This window comes from Saccharopolyspora rectivirgula DSM 43747, from assembly GCF_000497205.1.
Lineage (GTDB): Bacteria > Actinomycetota > Actinomycetes > Mycobacteriales > Pseudonocardiaceae > Saccharopolyspora > Saccharopolyspora rectivirgula.
In genome coordinates, this window is the sequence record NZ_AYJW01000019.1 from 30,974 (window position 1) to 47,682 (window position 16,709).

The following is a 16,709-nucleotide window of genomic DNA, read 5'->3' on the forward strand; positions in this document are numbered from 1 at the left end:
CTCCGAACTTCTCTGCCGAAAACCCCTTGGGCGGAATACCCTTGCAAGGGTGACGTCATAATGGAGCCTAGGCGGCCCGGCGAGCGGGCCGACACGTGCCGACGTCCAGCGGACCACCGACCGGCGAAGGACTGAGAGGTCATCTTTATGGACCCGCGTCAACGAGCCGACGAAGCACTTGCTCGTGCGCGGGCACGAGGCGCTTTCGTCGTCACCCCGGACAACGCCACCTCGCCGATGGATGCCAACACCGTGCGTATCCCACGAGAGGTCGTCCGCAGTGTCGACGAGCGGCAGCAGCAGCCGACCCAGGCGATCGCCAGGCCCGGGCACCCGCAGCAGCCCGGCCAGCCACCTGCTCCGCACCAGCAGCAGCCGCCTCGTTCCCAGGCGCAGCAGGAACCGGAGCAGTTGAACTGGCCGACCGAGAACCACGACCAGGACGCGTCGCGGCCCAACCGGTTCCAGGCGGCGCTCAACCCGAACGAGTTCGGTCCCGCCGGGCCGCAGCCCAACGTGCCGCCGGACCGGCGCGCACCGGGGCGCTAACTGCGGGCTTTGCGGGTCAGGAGCTGGGCCCGCAGCCCCAGTCCGACCCGCAGCGCCAGCCGCAGCGGCCCCCACACCGGTCCGCGGTAGCGGTCGGCGAGGTAGCGGTAGGCGCTGCGGTGGTGTTCGGTGAGCATCCGGGCGGAGGCCCGCTCGGTCGCCGTTCCCCCGATGTGCACCACTTCGGCGGAGGGCACGTACACGTTGCGCCACCCTGCCCGGCCGAGCCGGTCCCCCAGGTCGACGTCTTCGAAGTACATGAAGTAGCGCGGGTCGAAGCCGTTGACCGAGTCGAACGCTTCCCGCCGCAGCAGCAAGCAAGCCCCGGAGAGCCATTCCGCGGGGCGTTCGGTGATCTCCGCCGTGGCCTGCTGGTAGGCGCGGGTCCACGGGTTCGTCGGCCAGATCCCGCACAGCAGGGCGTGCCCGATGCCGCGGCCCAGCGACGGCAGCAACCGGGCCGAGGGGTAGACCTCCCCGGTGACTTCGCGGATCAGCGGGCCGAAAGCACCGCCCCGGGGCCAGCGGTCGGTGGCCGCCAGCAGCTCGTCGAGGGAGCCGGGTCGCCACTCCAGGTCCTGGTTGGCCACCACCACCCAGCCGTAGTCCGAGCTCAGCTCGGCCACTCCGCGGTTGGCTCCGCTGCCGTAGCCGAGGTTTCCGCCGGTGGGGACGAAGCGGACGTTCTCCCGCTCGGCGGCGGCTTTCTCCGGGACGCCATCGGTGGACCCGTTGTCGGCGAGGATCACCTGGACGTCGCGCCGGGTCGCCTTCTCCAGCGAGTCCAGCTGGCGGTCGAGCAGTTCACCAGGCGAATAGGTCACGAGGACGACGGCGACTTCATCACCGTAGCTGCGCGGGTCGGTCACGCCGCCACATTCTGCCGAACCGGTTCGTCGCGCTCGGCAGGCCTCCCGGTTACCGTCGGTCGCGGTGCAGGCGCCAGGCCCGGTCGTAGGCCTCCCGGTGCTGCGCGGCGCAAGCCGCCCAGGAGAACTCCTTGGCGCGCAGCTGGGCCGCGGTCGCCAGGGCCGCTCGGCGGGCCGGGTCGTCGAGCAGTTCACCGAGGCCGGCCGCGATGTCCTGGACCGTGGTCCCGCAGTAGGCGACCGCGTCCCCACCGACCTCGGGCAGGCTCAGCAGCCTGGTGGTCAGCACCGCCGCCCCGCAGGCCATGGCTTCCAGCACGGGAAGCCCGAACCCCTCCCCCAAGCTGGGGTAGGCCACCACGTCGGCCCCGCCGAGGAAGCCGGAGAGCATCCGGAACGGCAGGTACCCGGCCCGGATCACGCGGATCCGGTGCGGCACCTCGGCCAGGGCCTGCTCCACCTGGGTGTCCCAGCCTGGCTGCCCGGCCAGCACCAGGGCGGGGGAGTCCTGGCGGCGTTGGCAGGCCAGGGCGAAGCCGCGGATCAGCGCCGGCACGTTCTTGCGCGGTTCCAGGGCGCCGAGGAAGGCCACGTAGCGCTGGTCGTCCAGCCCGAGCCGCTCGCGCACCGCCTGGACTTCTTCCGGGGTCGGCGGGTGGAACCGCTCCGGGTCCACCCCGTGGTACATGACCTGCAGCGGGGTGTTGGCGCCGGGCACGATGCGCGCCAGTTCGGCCGCGGTGGCGTTGCTGGGCACGACGCACAGCGTGGCCCGTCGCAGCGCGGTGCGCGTCCAGGTGCGGAAGAAGGCGGCTTTGACCGGGGAGTGCAGCTTCGGGTGGGTGAAGAAGGTCGCGTCGTGCAGGGTGACCACCGAGGCGGCCGGATTGACCAGCGGCGTGGTGTAGTGCGGGGAATGCACCACGTCCACCCCCAATCGCCGCACGATCCGGGGCAGGGTGGTCTGTTCCCAGGTCAGCCGGGCGGTCCGGGTGGCGATCGTCTCGCTGGCGGCGAGCACTGCGGTGTTCGGCGCGATCGAGCGGTACAGCTCGACGTCGCGGAGTTGGCAGACCACGCTGATGCGCGCACCGTCCACGTCGAGCGCGGCGATCAGCGAGTCGATGTACCGTCCGACTCCCCCGCGGTCCGCCGGTACTGCGGTGGCATCGATGAGAACGTGCGGCTCCCCTTTGTGCACTTGAGCAGAGTACGAGGCATCCGACGACGTCTGTTGCCGGTTCGAGTGAAAAGTTACAGTCTTGGTGACTCCGCGATCTCCTGGTGCAGCTCCCAGACCTGCTTCGCTGCCTTCTCCCAGCTGAATTGACCAGCTCTGCGATAACCGGCAGTAATCATTTCGTTGCGGCGTTCCCGGTCTTCGACCGCGGTCCGCAGAGCGACCGCCAGCGCCGCCGGATCCGTCCGCGGGACCACCGAGCCCGCTCCGCCGGCGACTTCGACCAGCGCCGGCGCGTCCGAGTGCACCACCGGAACCCCGCAGGCCATCGCCTCCACAACCGGCAATCCGAAGCCTTCGTCCAAACTGGGCGCGGCGAGCGCGGACGCGCGGTGCAGCAGCACCGCCAGTTCCGCGTCGCTGACCGGGCCGAGCAATCGGAGCTGCTGCGCCATTCCGCTCTCCTCGGCGATCCGCTGCAGGTCCAGTTGCCCCCAGCCGGGTCGACCGGCGACCAGCAGCGGCACGTCCGGCGCTTCCGGCCGGGCCATCGCCCGCACCAACCAGTCGAATCCCTTGCGCGGCTCGACGGTCCCCACCGCCAGCACGTAGCGCTCCGGCAGGTCGAGCTGGGCCGCCCGGGCGTCCGCGTCCGCCGGTGGTGCGGTCAGGGCAGCCGGCACGCCTTCACCGATGACCCGCACCGCGGCGCGGACCGGAAGGCGCCGGGCCAGGTCGGCGGCGACCGCGGAGGTCGGCACCACCAGCACGGCGGCGTTCCGGGCGGCGCGGGCGATCATCCTCCGGTGCCAGTGCGCGCCGCGCCGGGTGAGCGTCTGCGGACAGGTCCAGGCGACGGTGTCGTGCACGGTGACCACCAGGTGCCGGTTGCGCACCGGTGGCGCCAAGGGGGTCATCGCGTGCACCGCGTCACCGCCCGGCCACAGCGGAAGACCGTGCTCCCAGGCGGCGGACAGCGCACGCCGCGGCAGGGGCAGCACCCGCGGGCCGGCCACCCCGGGGATGCGGGCCGCCGCGGGGTCCCCGCTGCGACTGACCACGGTGGCCAGTTCCCACCCGGCGGGCGCGGTGGCCGCCATCGCCCGCAGCAGTTCCCGGGTGTAGCGCCCGGTTCCGCCGGGCACCGGGGCGAGCAGTTGATCGGCGATCGCGACGAGCACAGGCACCGGTTCAGCTTGCCACCCCGGAGCGGGGCGCCCTCCCCCACTGCTTAACGTGGCGCTCGTGATACGCACCACCGTGCTCGTGGTGACCTGGCGGGGCAGTGCGCACCTCGGCGCTTGCCTCGACGCCCTCACCACCCAGGATCGTCCACATCGGATCATCGTGGTGGACAACGCCGCCGACGAAGCCACCCGGCGCGTGCTGGCCGAGCACCCGGCGCGTCCGGAAGTGCTGCGGCTGCCGCGGAACCTGGGGTACGCCGGTGGCATCGCGACCGCCCTGCCGCACGTGCGCACCCCCTACGTCGCGTGGCTCAACGACGACGCCGCACCCCAGCGGCACTGGCTGGCGAGCCTGGAAGACGCCCTGGACGCGCAACCGGACGTCGCCGCGGCGACCTCCGTCCTGCGCACCCCCGACGGCCAAGTGCAGTCCCGCGGGGTGCGGTTGACCGGTCTCGGCCACGGCGCCGACGTGACCGAAGCCGACCGGGCGGTGTTCGGGTTCTGCGGTGGCGCGGTGCTGCTGCGCACCGCGGCGCTGCGCTCCGCCGGGGGCGTTCCGGCCCGGTTCTTCTGCTACTACGAGGACACCGACACCTCGTGGCGGCTCCGGCTGGCCGGCTGGCGGATCACCACCGTTCCGACGGCTCGGGCGACGCATTTGCACGGGAGGAGTTCGCGACCGGGTTCCGCCCGGTTCCACCGCTGGAACGAGCGCAACCGGCTGCTCATGCTGGTGCGCTGCGCACCGGGTGCGGTGGCGCTGCGCGAGCTGGGCCGTTTCGCGGCGCTGACGGCGGTGCTGCCGTTCCGGCGGAACGTCCCCGCGGCCGCGAACTTCCGCACCGGCTTGCGGTTGCGGGTGCTGGTCGAAGTGCTCCTCGGGTTGCCGATGGCGCTGGCCGCCCGCCGCCGCATCGGGCGGTGGGCCGGGCTGTCCCGGTGGCGGGTGTGGCGGGAGTGGGCCGGCCGCTGACGCGCACCCGCAGCGCTGTCCACTGTGCTCGCTCCGCCCCCGGGGGTCGAGCACGGAAAGTGATCGGGTGAGCACCGAGCGAAGTGGCTCGCGGATCGGGGGCGGTTTTTTCCAGGGCCCGGGCACGAACCGGGCCGCCATGGGGCAGGCTTGAGCACGTGGCTGAAAGCAGCGTTTTGCCCCTTGTGTCGGTGATCGTGGTCAACTACCGCGGCGCCGAGGACACCACCACCTGCCTGCGCTCGTTGCACACCGAACTCGACTACCCGGCGGACCGGCTGGAAGTGGTCTGCGTGGACAACGCTTCCGGCGACGGCAGCGCCGAGCGGATCCGCTCGGCGTTCCCGCAGGTCCGGCTCATCGAGTCGGAGACCAACCTCGGCTTCGCCGGTGGGTGCAACCTGGCCGCCCGCAACGCCAGCGGTGAGGTGCTGGCGTTCTTGAACAACGACGCCCGACCGGACCGCAACTGGGTGCGCGCCGCGGTGGACCTGCTGCGCGCCGAACCGACCGTGGGCGCGGTGGCCAGCAAGGTGCTGGACTGGGAAGGGCGGCACATCGACTTCGTGGACGGCGGGCTCACCTGGTTCGGCATGGGCTACAAGCGGCACGCCGGGCAGCCCGACGACGGCTCCCACGACGCCGCCCGGGACGTGCTCTTCGGCACCGGTTCGGCGCTGTTCGTGCGGGCCGAGCTGTTCGCCGAGCTCGACGGGTTCGACGAGCGCTACTTCATGTTCTACGAGGACGTCGACCTGGGGTGGCGGCTGAACCTGCGCGGCTGGCGGGTCCGCTACGAACCGGCCTCGATCGCCTACCACCGCCACCACGCCTCGATGCACGGCATCTCCTCCGCCCGCGAGCACTACCTGCTGGAGCGGAACGCGCTGGCCACGCTGTACAAGAACGTGTCGGACGAGACGCTGGCCAAGGTGCTGCCGGCGGCGTTGGCGCTGTCGGTGCGCCGGGCGACCGCCCGCGGCGAGATCGACCCCACCCAGCTGGAGATCACCCGCCGACCGGAGCAGGACAGCGAGGACCCGGTGCCGGTGGAGCGCAGCGCGCTGGCCGGGATGCTGGCCATCGACCAGTTCGTCGAGATGCTGCCTTCGCTGCAGGAATCCCGGCGGCGGGAGCAGCAGGCGCGGGTGCGCAGCGATGCCGAGCTGGTTCCGCTGATGCGCAAGGCGATGGAGCCGGCTTACCCGCTGCCGCGCTACTTGGCCGCGCACGACGTCCTGGTGGAGGCCTTCGGCTTGGACGAGGTCTTCGGCCGGCCCCGCCGGATCGCGGTCATCACCGGGGACGCGCTCACCGAGCGGATGGCCGGCCCGGCGATCCGGGCCTGGCACATGTCCGAAGTGCTCTCCGCGGAGCACGAGGTCCGGTTGGTCAGCGTCAATTCCCGCGTCAGTCCACCGGAATCGGCTTTCCCGGTGTTCGCCGCCCGCCCCCGCGATCTTCAGTCCCATGTGGACTGGGCGGACGTGGTGATCTTGCAGGGCCACGTGCTGGAAATGGTTCCAGCGCTGCAGGAGGAGGACTCCCGCAAGATCGTCGTGTGCGACGTCTACGACCCGATGCACCTGGAACTGCTGGAGCAGGGGCGGGACACCGACGACGAGCAGCGCGCCAAGGACCTGGTCGGGGTCACCAAGGTGCTCAACAACCAGCTGGCGCGAGGGGACTTCTTCCTGTGCGCGTCGGAGCGCCAGCGGCACTTCTGGCTGGGCCACCTGGCCGCGCTCGGCCGGCTCTCCCCCGGGCTGTACGACAACGACCCGACGGTGCGCTCCTTGCTGGCCACGGTGCCGTTCGGCCTGCCCTCGGCTGAGCCGCGCCGCACCGGCCCGGGCATCAAGGGCGTTCGGGACGGCATCGGACCGGACGACAAGGTCGTCCTGTGGGCCGGCGGGGTCTACAGCTGGTTCGACCCGTTGACCTTGCTGCACGCGGTGCACCAGCTCGCCGAGCAGCACCACGACGTGCGGCTGTTCTTCCTCGGCATGAAGCACCCGAACCCGGACGTGCCGGAGATGGGGATGGCCGGGCGCACCCGGGCGCTGGCCCGGCAGCTCGGGCTGACCGACAAGTTCGTCTTCTTCAACGAGACCTGGGTCCCCTACCACGAGCGGCAGAACTACTTGCTGGACGCCGACTGCGGGGTGACCACCCACTTCGAGCACGTGGAAACCACCTTCGCGTTCCGCACCCGGGTGCTGGACTACCTGTGGGCGGGGCTGCCGGTGGTGACCACCGACGGCGACGCGTTCGCCGATCTGGTGCGCCACGAGCGGATCGGTGTCGTGGTGCCGCCGGAGGACCCCGGTGCCCTGGCCGCGGCCTTGGAGAAGGTGCTGTTCGACGCCGAATTCGCCGCCGAGTGCCGGGAGCGGATCGCTCCGCTGCGGGAACGGTACCGGTGGGAGTCGGTGCTGGCCCCGCTGACCGAGTTCTGCCGCAATCCGCGCCCGGCCGCCGACCGGTTGGCGGGAGCGGGCCCGCTGGTGCGCACCCCACCGGCCGGGCGGATGGAGCGCGTCCGCCGGGACCTGGCCCTGGCCCGGGAGTACCTCGACGCGGGTGGACCGCTGGAGGTGGTCCGCAAGGCCGCCGGCCGGGTGAAGCGGCTCGCCGGGGAGCGGCTCCGTGGCAGTTGAGCTGGAGGCCGTCCTGGACGGCACTCCGCTGCTCGGGCAGCGCACCGGGATCGGCCGCTACACCGCTTGCCTGGCCGAGGAGCTCGCCGAGTTGGCCGCGGTGCGGTTGGTCGCGTTCACCGTTCGGGGCTGGCGGAAGCTGCGCGACCTGGCTCCGCGCGGCACCCGCGCGGTGGGGTGGCCGGTGCCGGCCCGGCTGCTGCGGACCTGTTGGCGCGCCGCTCCGCTCCCGCCGGTCGAGCTGCTGACCGGACCGGCCTCGGTGGTGCACGGGACCAATTTCGTGCTGCCCCCGACCGCCCGGGCGGCCGGCGTGGTCACGGTGCACGATCTGGCCTTCTTGGACGATCCGCGGTTGGCGGACGCGGACCTCCCGGCGCTGGTGCGGACGTCGGTCCGGCGGGCCCGGGTGGTGTGCACGCCCAGCCGGGCGGTGGCCGAAGCGGTGCAGGAGCGGCTGGGCGCGCCGGAGCACAAGCTCGTGGTGACCCCGCTGGGGGTGGCCGCCGAGTGGTTCACCGCGGCGGCACCGGACGAGCCGTTGCGCCGCCGTCTCGGCCTGCCCGACGAGTACTTGGTGTTCGTCGGCGCGGACGGCCCCCGCAAGGGCCTGGCCGACCTGCTGCGGGTGCACCGGGACCTCGACCTGCCTCCGCTGGTCGTGTCCGGGCCGGGCCGCGCCGTCCGGGACGAGCGGGTGATCCGCACCGGTTACCTGACCGAGTCCGAGCTGCGGCGGGTCGTCGCCGGGGCGCGGGCCCTGGTGCTGCCGTCCCGGGACGAGGGGTTCGGGCTGCCCGTGCTGGAGGCGTTCGCCTGCGGGGTTCCGGTGGTGTGCTCGGACGTCCCCGCCCTGCGGGAGGTCTCCGGGGGGCGCGCGCAGCTGTTCCGCCGCGGCGATGACGACTCGCTGCGGGACGCCCTCCGCCGGGTGCTCTCGGAGCCGGTCGATCCGGCCGCGCTGCAGGCGCGCGCGGCCGGTTTCACCTGGCGCCGGTGCGCGGAGCGGACCCTGGCGGCCTACCGCCGGGCGCTCAGCTGAAACCGCCGGTTCGGAAGGCCGCGGCCAGCGCTTCCCGCCACGGGCGCAGCGGGGTCAACCCGGCCTGCTGCCACGAGCGCCCGGAGAGCACCGAGTAGGCCGGCCGGGGAGCCGGCCTGGGGAATTCCGCGCTGGTGCACGGCTGCACCCGCTGCGGATCGGCGCCGACCTCGGTGAAGATGGCGCGGGCGAACTCGAACCAGCTGGTCTGGCCGGAGTTGGTGCAGTGCAGCACCCGGGCGGCGGGGCCGTTCCGCTGCGCGATGAGCTCGGCGAGCTCGACCAGTCCCGCGGCCAGGTCGGCGGCCCAGGTCGGTGAGCCGACCTGGTCGTGGACCACGGTGAGCTGGTCCTTCTCGGCCTGCAGCCGGAGCATGGTCTTGACGAAGTTGGTGCCGTGGGCGCCGTAGACCCACGCCGTGCGCACCACCCACGCGTGGGCCTCGGATTCCAGCACCGCCCGCTCGCCGGCGAGCTTGGTGCGCCCGTAGACGGTGCGCGGGTCGGTGGCGTCTTCCGGTTCGTAGGGCTGGGAAGCCTCCCCGGAGAAGACGTAGTCGGTGGACACGTGCACCAGCGGAGCGCCGTTCTCCCGGCACACCCGGGCCAGGATCGCGGGGGCGGTGGCGTTGACCAGCTCGGCCCGTTCGACGTCCGTTTCGGCCTGGTCCACGGCGGTGTAGGCGGCGGTGTTGATCACCACCGGGCGCAGGTCGGCGTCCCGGGCGGCCTGGGTGAACGAGCCCACCGCGTCGGCCACGGCCTCTTCGTCGGTGATGTCCAGTTCTCGCGAGCTGGGTGCGTGCACCAGGGTTCCCGACCGGCTGCCGAGCAGCTGGGCCAGTTCTGCGCCGACCTGACCGCGTCCGCCGGGGACCAGCACTGCCAGGGGCATGTTCATTCGGCCGTCACCACGCGGTTCTTCAGCGGCTCCCACCACGCCCGGTTCTCGCGGTACCAGCGGATGGTCTCCCGCAGGCCCTCTTCGAAATCCACAGTGGGCGCGTAGCCGAGCTCGTCGGCGATCTTGCTGTCGTCCACCGAGTACCGCCGGTCGTGCCCCTTGCGGTCGGTGACGTACCGGACCATCGACCAGTCCATGCCCATTTCCGCCAGTAATCGCTCGGTCAGCTCCCGGTTGGTCAGCTCGGTCCCGCCGCCGATGTTGTAGATCTCACCGGGGCGGCCGGACTCCGCCACCAGCTGCACGCCGCGGCAGTGGTCGGTGACGTGCAGCCAGTCCCGCACATTGCCGCCGTCGCCGTACAGCGGCACCGGTTTTCCGTCCATCAGGTTGGTGATGAACAGCGGGAGGACCTTCTCCGGGAATTGGTACGGACCGTAATTGTTGGAGCACCGGGTGATGCAAACCGGAATTCCGTGGGTCCGGTAGTAGGACCGGGCCAGCAGGTCGGAACTGGCCTTGGAGGCCGAATACGGCGAATTCGGTTCCAGCACGTGGTCTTCCGGCCAGGAGCCGGATTCGATGGAACCGTACACCTCGTCGGTGGACACGTGGACGAATTTGGTCAGATCGCTGTCCACGGCGGCTTGCAGCAGGGTGTTGGTGCCCAGCACGTTGGTGCGCACGAAGGCGTCCGCTCCGACGATCGACCGGTCCACGTGGGTCTCCGCCGCGAAGTGCACGACCACGTCGGTGTTCCGCAGCAGCTTCGACACCAGCTCGAAGTCGCAGATGTCGCCGTGCACGAAGGAGAACTGCGGGTGCTCCGCTACGGGTGCGAGGTTCTCCTTGTTGCCCGCGTAGGTGAGCTTGTCCAGCACGACGACCTCGGCTCCGGCGAACGCCGGGTAGGCCCCGCCGAGCAGTTGCCGTACGTAGTGCGAGCCGATGAAGCCGGCTCCGCCCGTGACCAAGATCCGCATTTGCCTTACCTCGTAGCCTGCGGCGACCGGACCGCCGCAAGGAGCAGTCTAGGGAAGTCGAACCCGAGTCCACCGCTCGGTCGGATTGTGCGACCGGCGCCCGGAATCCGGTAAACCGGTCATTGCTAGCACGCTCTGCGACTAGCCCGTATGAGTGGCGTCACCTGTTGTCGCACACGTATCGAACGGCCACTGCTGTTTCGTTAACCTGCACAGCACATAGGAGCTGGATCACGTCGTTATGGTGTAACGCCCGGAAGGAAGGGCAAGGGAGGATCGCGTGGAGGACCTGCCGCGCCGGCCGAGAAGCCCGCACGGGCAACCGGGCAGGCCCGCACCGCCGCGCCACCCCGGCCGGGTTCCCCGCGCTGGCAGCGGCAACCCCGCTCAGCGACGCCCTGCGCGGCCGAACAGCCCGGTCCCCCCGCCCGGCCCAGGGCGTTCCGCCGGACGGCGGAACGCGATCGCCGAGGAAGAGCTGGCCAACGACCCGTGGGAGCGGCGCAAGCAGCGGCGCGCCCATGCGATCTGGCACAACGCGGGGCGCACGGTGGTGGCCCTGCTGTCGGTGATCGTGCTCAGCGCCACCGGTTTCGCTTGGGCGTCGCTGAAGGGCTTCAGCGGCAGCACCACCGCCGGCGACGTGATCGGCGACCTGTCGGCCGAGGACGGGGCCGTGGACATCTTGTTGGTGGGCAACGACAGCCGCACCGACGCCCAGGGCAACCCCCTGCCCGACGAAGTCCTCCGCGAGCTGCGCACCACCGATGACGAGGGCGGCGACCTCACCGACACCATGATCCTGGTGCGCATCCCGAACAACGGCAAGCGCGCGGCAGCCGTTTCCTTCCCCCGCGACACCCTGGTGGACCTGGACGAATTCGGGGAAGTCAAGCTGAATTCGGCGCTGGGCCGGGCGAAGCACGCCGAGGAGCAGCGGCTGCGCAACGCGGGGGTGACGGACGAGAAGGAGATCGAGCAGAAGTCCCGCGCCGCCGGGCAGCGGTACTTGGTGAACACCATCGAGGACCTCTCCGGCGCCGAGGTCGACCACTACGCCGAGGTGAACCTGCTCGGCTTCTACCAGATCACCAAGGCCATCGGCGGCGTCGACGTGTGCTTGAAGAACCCGGTCGACGACAGCGCCTACTCCGGCGCGGTGTTCCCGGCCGGGCGGCAGACCATCGAAGGCGCCGACGCGCTGGCGTTCGTCCGGCAGCGCCACGGCCTGCCCCGCGGCGACCTGGACCGGGCAGTGCGGCAGCAGGTGTTCATGTCCGGCCTGGCCCGCAAGATGCTCTCCAGCGGAACCCTGGCCAACCCCAACAAGCTGTCCAAATTGGTGGACGCGATCCAGGACTCCATCGTGCTGGACCCCCGGCTGGCCAACAACATCATGGGTTTCGCCCAGAAGCTGCAGGGCGTTGCCGGTGGCAACATCGAGTTCCACACCATCCCGGTCCGGTTGGAAGGGCCTTCCGGCCAGGAGGACGTGGTCGCCGACAAGGCGGAGGTCCACCGGTTCGTGGCCAACCTGCTGCTGCCCCCGGAGGAACGGGCGAAGAAGGAGCAGGAGCAGAAGCGGCTCGAAGCGGCCCGGGAGCAGGTGACCGTCAGCGTCTACAACGGCACCGGGATCAGCGGTCTGGCCAACCGGGTGCTGGAGAGCCTCTCCGCGGAGGGCTTCACCCCCGGCGGCACCGGGAACTCCGATTCCACGAGCGAGTCGCTGGTCTACCACGCCGAGGGCGACGAGGCGTCGGGCAAGCTGGTCTCCGACGCGCTCGGCGGTGTTCCCACCGCGCCCAGCCCCAACCTCAGCTCCGGCCAGGTCGAGGTGCACCTGGGTTCGGACTACCAGGGCCCGGGGGCGCAGACCTTCGCCGCCAACCCGCAGGTCCAGCTGGACGGCATGGCGCAGGTCGGTCCGCTGCCGGTGCAGATGGGCGAGGAAGAGGAGCAGGTGATCACCGCTGGTGGGGTCCCCTGCGTGAACTGACGTTCCGGTTCTCGGGGCGGATCGACCGCAATGCGGCATTTTTCGCCAGGTGAGCCGAACGCGGATCACGCCGCTGCGCCCGCGGTTAAGATCCTCCCGAAAGATCAAGATCTCTTTCGGGTGAAATTTGGTGCAGCGCAAGGAGGACCGATGTGGACGCTCCACCGCAGTGGCCGCACGACGGGGCTGAGCCGGTAGCGGAATCCGCGCAGCGCAAGCCGTCGCGGTGGCGCACCGGCTGGCGGTACACCTGCCGGTTCCTGGCCACCCTGATGTCGGTGACGGTGCTGAGCACCACCGGCTACGGCTGGAGCACGATGCAGAGCTTCCGCGGCAGCACGGCCGTCAGCGACATCACCGGGCCGGAACTGTCCGCCGAGGACGGTGCGGTGGACATCCTGCTGGTCGGCGACGACAGCAGGACCGACGCCCAGGGCAATCCCCTGCCCGACGAAGTGCTGCGCACCCTGCGGGCCGACGACAGCGGCGGGGGCAACCTCACCGACACCATGATCCTGGTGCGCATCCCCACCGACGGCAGCCACATCAGCGCCGTCTCCTTCCCGCGGGACACGGTGGTGGAGACCAAGTACGGCCAGCACCTGCTCAACGCCACCCTAAGCAACGAACTGCACCACGAGCGGAAGCGCCTGCAGGACGAAGGCGTGACCGACGAGACCGAACTGCGCGAGCTGTCCCGAGCAGCCGGGCAGAAGTTCCTGGTGCAGACGCTGGAAGAGATCAGCGGCGTGGACATCGACCACTACGCCGAGGTGAACCTGCTCGGCTTCTACGAGATCACCAAGGCCATCGGCGGGGTGGAGGTCTGCCTGAAGAACGCCACCAAGGAACCCAAGTCCGGCGCGGACTTCCCGGCCGGGCGGCAGACCATCGAAGGCGCCGACGCGCTGGCGTTCGTCCGGCAGCGCCACGGCCTGCCGCGCTCCGACCTGGACCGCGTGGTGCGCCAGCAGGTGTTCATCTCCGGTCTGGCCCGGAAAGTCCTCTCCAGCGACACCCTGGCGAACCCGGTGAAGCTCACCAGCCTGGTCAACGCCGTGAAGAAGACCGTGGTGCTGGACCAGGAACTGGCCGACAACCTGCTGGACTTCGCCCAGGTGCTGCAGGGGATCGCCGGCGGCGACATCGAGTTCCACACCATTCCGGTGCACCTGGTGGGCCCGGTCGGGCTCGAGGACGTGACCATCGACAAGCGGGAAGTCCGCCAGTACGTGGCGAACCTCCTGCTGCCCCCGGAGGAGCGGGCGCAGCGGGAGAAGGAGCAGGCCGAGCTCCGGAAAGCGCGCGAAGCCGTCGCGGTCGACGTCTTCAACGCCGCCGGCGTCGGCGGCCTGGCCGTCCGGGTGCGCAACGAGCTGGCGGCGGAGGGCTTCGGCGTCGGCGGCGCCCAGAACGCCGACGCGACGGACACCTCGGTGGTCTACCACGCCGAGGGGGACGAGAAGTCCGGCCAACTGGTCGCGGAGTCGCTCGGCGGCCTGCCCCTGCAACCGAGCCCGAACTTGGCCCCCGGCCAGGTGGCGGTCTACCTCGGCGCGGACTACCGGGGCCCGGGCGCGCAGGGCTTCACCGGTGCCCCGGTCGTGCGGCTGGACGGCGCGCTGCGCGGACCGATCCCCGCCCAGCAGGTGGAGGACGCCCAGCAGGACGAAGCGGAGGAACCGACCATCACCGCCGGCGACGTGCCCTGCGTGAACTGAGACCGCTTTCACTCGTCCGGTACGATCGGGCGATTCTCCCGCGTGGTGATCGTCATGCCAGCTAACCTGGGAAATCGATCGCACATCACGCGGGGAGGTGCAGGTGGAAGAGGCAGGCGAGACCGCGCAGCGGCCGGACGGGGCTCCGGTTCGCCGGAAGGTGGTGCGGATTGCCGGCCGCAGTGTGCTGGCGCTGGTCTCGGCCGCCGTGCTCACCGTCACCGCGATCGCTTGGAACACCCTGGGCAAGCTGGACCGCGAGAGCACCGCCGAGGTGCTGGCCGAGCACCCGGCCGCCCCGCCCGCCGACGACGGCGCCCTGGACGTGCTGCTGGTGGGCAGCGACAGCCGCACCGACGCGCAGGGCAATCCGCTGCCGGAGAGCGTGCTCAAGGAGCTGCGCACGGAGAGCACCAGCGGGCTCAACACCGACACCCTGATCGTGGTCCGGATACCGCACAACGGCAGCTCGCCCACCGCGGTGTCCATCCCCCGGGACACCTACACCCCGGTGCCCGGCGGCGGACGCGAGAAGATCAACGCCGTCTACGGCATGACCCGGGCCGAGACCGAGCGCGAGCTCAGCGCCTCCGGCAAGTCGCCCCAGGAGAGCCGGCAGGAGGCGATGCTGGCCGGGCAGCGGGCGCTGGTGCAGACCGTGGAGATGCTCACCGGCGTCCGGATCGACCACTACGCGGAGGTCAACCTCCTCGGTTTCTACGAGATCACCGAGGCCGTGGGCGGGGTCGAGGTGTGCTTGAAGCAGGCCACCAGCGACAAGGACTCCGGAGCGGACTTCGCCGCCGGCCACCAGACCATCTCCGGCGGGGACGCGCTGGCGTTCGTCCGGCAGCGGCACGGCCTGCCCCGCGGCGACCTGGACCGGATAGTCCGGCAGCAGGCGTTCATGGCCGGGCTGGCGAAGAAGGTGCTGTCCACCCAAACCCTCACCGATCCGGACAAGCTCAACGACCTGGTGGCAGCGGCGAAGCGGTCGGTGGTGCTGGACCAGGACTGGGACACGATCAGCTTCGCCCAACAGCTGCAGCAGTTGGGCTCCGGGCAGGTGCAGTTCGTCACCATGCCGGTCACCAGCACCGGAGAGCGCAACGAGCGCGGGCAGAGCATCGTCACCGTGGACCGGCGCGAGGTGCAGCGGTTCTTCGCCGGTCTGACCGAGCAGCAGCCCCCGCGGTTCGCCCCGGCTCCGGTGGTCGGGTTGGACGGTTCCGGCCGCCAGCAGCCGCCGGTGATCACGTCGGACGGCGAGATCCCCTGCGTGAACTGAGCGGCATGCCACCGGGGCGGCCGGGCTAGGCTGCCAGCATGAGCGTTACCCGGAGACTGCTTGAGCCACTGCTGACCGCGGACGCCCCCCGGCCTCTGATCACGCACTACGACGACGCCACCGGGGCGCGGATCGAGCTGTCCCGGCTCACCGCTGCCAACTGGGCGGCCAAGACGGCCAACTGGTTGGTCAACGAGATCGACCTGGAGCCCGGCACCCCGGTCGTGGTGGCGCTGCCGGCGCACTGGCAGACCGTGGGCGTGCTGCTGGGGGCCTGGTGGTGCGGGGCGCACCTGATCGACCAGCCCGCGGAGGCCGAGGTCGCTTTCGTCCCGGCCGACGACCTGGAGCGCGGGGCGGGCGCTTTCGTGACGGCCGCGGTCGGGCTGGACGCGCTGGGCGCGCCGCTGTCCGGGTTGCCCAGCGAAGTGGTGGACTACGTGTCCGACATCCGCGTCCACGCCGACGAGTTCAGCGGCCCGGAAATCGCCGGTGACCAGCCGGCTCTGGGCGAGTTCACAGTGGATGAAGTGGTCACCCGGGCCGCGGACCGTGCTGCGGAGTTGGGGATCAGCAGCACCGACCGCATTTTGTCCACAAAGGAGTGGGATGGCCCGGACGGGATCATCGACGGACTGCTCTCCGTGCTCGCCGCCCGAGCTTCCCTGGTGCAGTGCACCAATGTGGACCCGACCAAGTTGGAGCGCCGCGAGCAGGACGAACGCGTCACCAAGACGCTTGGTTGAGCACCGAGGCACCCGCTGACCGGTGACCGGCGAGCCAGCCGGTCAGCGGCGGGACCTCGCCCGTCAGGAGGCGGCTTCGGCCTTGCCGCGGTCCTTGCCGAACGCGGCCGCCAAGGTGAAGCGCGAGCCGCTGAAGCCGAGGGCCAGGCTGGCCGCGGCGAGCACCAGCACGTACTCGAAACCCCCGTTGGCGACGAAGAAGGCCGACGAGTGCGCCAGCACCAGCGCCCCCAGCATGACCAGGGCGAGCAGGGCACCGGCGACCGGCAGGGCCACTCCGACGACGAGCGCCAGACCGCCGAGCAGTTCGACGAGAGCGGTGAACCAGGCCGCCAGAGCTGGCAGCGGGATGCCCATGGCACCGAACCCCTCGACCGTTGCACCCATGCCGTTGATGGCGAACTTCTGGTACGCGTGCGCCACGAAGGTGCCGCCCACCACCACGCGGGCGATCAGGTTCATGACATCGCGGAGACTGTGCTGCATGGCCACCTTCCACATCAGACGTGAAGCGCCATCAGCATATAGATGAAGCTTCAAGCAAAAATGGAATTGAGAAGGCGGTCACATTTCGCGGCGCACCCTCCCGCGCCGGGCTCGAGCGG

Annotated in this window: 14 protein-coding genes; 8 read left to right on the top strand and 6 right to left on the bottom strand. The window is 70.9% G+C overall.

The genetic code is table 11. The annotated features are described in order from the left end of the window. Window positions 1-147: 147 nt before the first annotated feature. Complete coding sequence (locus SREC43747_RS0107540; RefSeq protein WP_081722466.1) at window positions 148-549, top strand: hypothetical protein; 402 nt, start codon at window positions 148-150, stop codon at window positions 547-549. On the opposite strand, the gene SREC43747_RS0107545 is transcribed toward SREC43747_RS0107540, so the two are convergent. Genes SREC43747_RS0107545 through SREC43747_RS0107555 form a run of 3 tightly spaced genes read right to left on the bottom strand, consistent with a single transcriptional unit; the run spans window position 546 to window position 3,785 of the window. Continuing rightward, a complete protein-coding gene (locus SREC43747_RS0107545) occupies window positions 546-1,418 on the bottom strand; it encodes a glycosyltransferase family 2 protein (RefSeq protein WP_029720552.1) in 873 nt (290 codons plus the stop codon). The two genes, SREC43747_RS0107540 and SREC43747_RS0107545, sit on opposite strands and share 4 nt — an antisense overlap. Window positions 1,419-1,467: 49 nt before the next feature. Further along, on the bottom strand, window positions 1,468-2,619 hold the full coding sequence (locus tag SREC43747_RS0107550) for a glycosyltransferase family 4 protein (RefSeq protein ID WP_029720553.1): 1,152 nt from the start codon (window positions 2,617-2,619) through the stop codon (window positions 1,468-1,470). 53 nt (window positions 2,620-2,672) lie between these two features. Further along, a complete protein-coding gene (locus SREC43747_RS0107555; RefSeq protein WP_029720554.1) occupies window positions 2,673-3,785 on the bottom strand; it encodes a glycosyltransferase family 4 protein in 1,113 nt (370 codons plus the stop codon). 58 nt (window positions 3,786-3,843) lie between these two features. Between SREC43747_RS0107555 and SREC43747_RS0107560 the strand changes: the two genes are divergently transcribed. From SREC43747_RS0107560 to SREC43747_RS0107570, 3 genes are all read left to right on the top strand, one after another. Further along, on the top strand, window positions 3,844-4,761 hold the full coding sequence (locus SREC43747_RS0107560) for a glycosyltransferase family 2 protein (protein ID WP_152528347.1): 918 nt from the start codon (window positions 3,844-3,846) through the stop codon (window positions 4,759-4,761). Between the two features lie 158 nt (window positions 4,762-4,919). Then, complete coding sequence (locus SREC43747_RS0107565) at window positions 4,920-7,421, top strand: glycosyltransferase (RefSeq protein ID WP_037331541.1); 2,502 nt, start codon at window positions 4,920-4,922, stop codon at window positions 7,419-7,421. Next, window positions 7,411-8,463: a glycosyltransferase family 4 protein gene (locus SREC43747_RS0107570; protein WP_029720557.1), complete on the top strand. Its 1,053-nt coding sequence runs from the start codon at window positions 7,411-7,413 to the stop codon at window positions 8,461-8,463. The genes SREC43747_RS0107565 and SREC43747_RS0107570 overlap by 11 nt, the downstream gene beginning before the upstream one ends. Here the strand turns inward: SREC43747_RS0107570 and rfbD are convergent. Beyond that, a complete protein-coding gene (gene rfbD, locus SREC43747_RS0107575) occupies window positions 8,456-9,364 on the bottom strand; it encodes a dTDP-4-dehydrorhamnose reductase (RefSeq protein ID WP_029720558.1) in 909 nt (302 codons plus the stop codon). The genes SREC43747_RS0107570 and rfbD overlap by 8 nt on opposite strands. After that, window positions 9,361-10,350, bottom strand: a complete 990-nt coding sequence (gene rfbB / locus SREC43747_RS0107580) for a dTDP-glucose 4,6-dehydratase (RefSeq protein WP_029720559.1) — start codon at window positions 10,348-10,350, stop codon at window positions 9,361-9,363. The genes rfbD and rfbB overlap by 4 nt, the downstream gene beginning before the upstream one ends. 280 nt (window positions 10,351-10,630) lie before the next feature. Between rfbB and SREC43747_RS0107585 the strand changes: the two genes are divergently transcribed. The 4 genes from SREC43747_RS0107585 to SREC43747_RS0107600 all read left to right on the top strand — a co-directional run bounded on the left by SREC43747_RS0107585 (window position 10,631) and on the right by SREC43747_RS0107600 (window position 16,104). Further along, on the top strand, window positions 10,631-12,349 hold the full coding sequence (locus tag SREC43747_RS0107585; protein WP_236623075.1) for an LCP family protein: 1,719 nt from the start codon (window positions 10,631-10,633) through the stop codon (window positions 12,347-12,349). 152 nt (window positions 12,350-12,501) lie between these two features. Beyond that, window positions 12,502-14,070: an LCP family protein gene (locus tag SREC43747_RS0107590; protein ID WP_236623076.1), complete on the top strand. Its 1,569-nt coding sequence runs from the start codon at window positions 12,502-12,504 to the stop codon at window positions 14,068-14,070. A 103-nt stretch (window positions 14,071-14,173) separates the two neighbouring features. After that, window positions 14,174-15,358, top strand: coding sequence for an LCP family protein (locus SREC43747_RS0107595; protein ID WP_051387822.1), 1,185 nt, complete (start codon window positions 14,174-14,176; stop codon window positions 15,356-15,358). Window positions 15,359-15,396: 38 nt separating this feature from the next. Further along, the gene (locus tag SREC43747_RS0107600) at window positions 15,397-16,104 is read left to right on the top strand and encodes a TIGR03089 family protein (protein WP_029720563.1); all 708 of its coding nucleotides are present in this window, start codon (window positions 15,397-15,399) and stop codon (window positions 16,102-16,104) included. Window positions 16,105-16,167: 63 nt separating this feature from the next. Here the strand turns inward: SREC43747_RS0107600 and SREC43747_RS0107605 are convergent, their stop codons facing one another. Beyond that, the gene (locus tag SREC43747_RS0107605; RefSeq protein WP_081722468.1) at window positions 16,168-16,590 is read right to left on the bottom strand and encodes a DoxX family protein; all 423 of its coding nucleotides are present in this window, start codon (window positions 16,588-16,590) and stop codon (window positions 16,168-16,170) included. Between the last annotated feature and the right edge of the window lie 119 nt (window positions 16,591-16,709).

Excerpts from the sequence above, each read along its gene's own strand:
- SREC43747_RS0107540 (WP_081722466.1), top strand. The coding sequence starts at position 148 with ATGGACCCGCGTCAACGAGCCGACGAAGCACTTGCTCGTGCGCGGGCA.
- rfbD (WP_029720558.1), bottom strand. The coding sequence starts at position 9,364 with ATGAACATGCCCCTGGCAGTGCTGGTCCCCGGCGGACGCGGTCAGGTC.
- rfbB (WP_029720559.1), bottom strand. The coding sequence starts at position 10,350 with ATGCGGATCTTGGTCACGGGCGGAGCCGGCTTCATCGGCTCGCACTAC.
- SREC43747_RS0107600 (WP_029720563.1), top strand. The coding sequence starts at position 15,397 with ATGAGCGTTACCCGGAGACTGCTTGAGCCACTGCTGACCGCGGACGCC.
- SREC43747_RS0107605 (WP_081722468.1), bottom strand. The coding sequence starts at position 16,590 with ATGCAGCACAGTCTCCGCGATGTCATGAACCTGATCGCCCGCGTGGTG.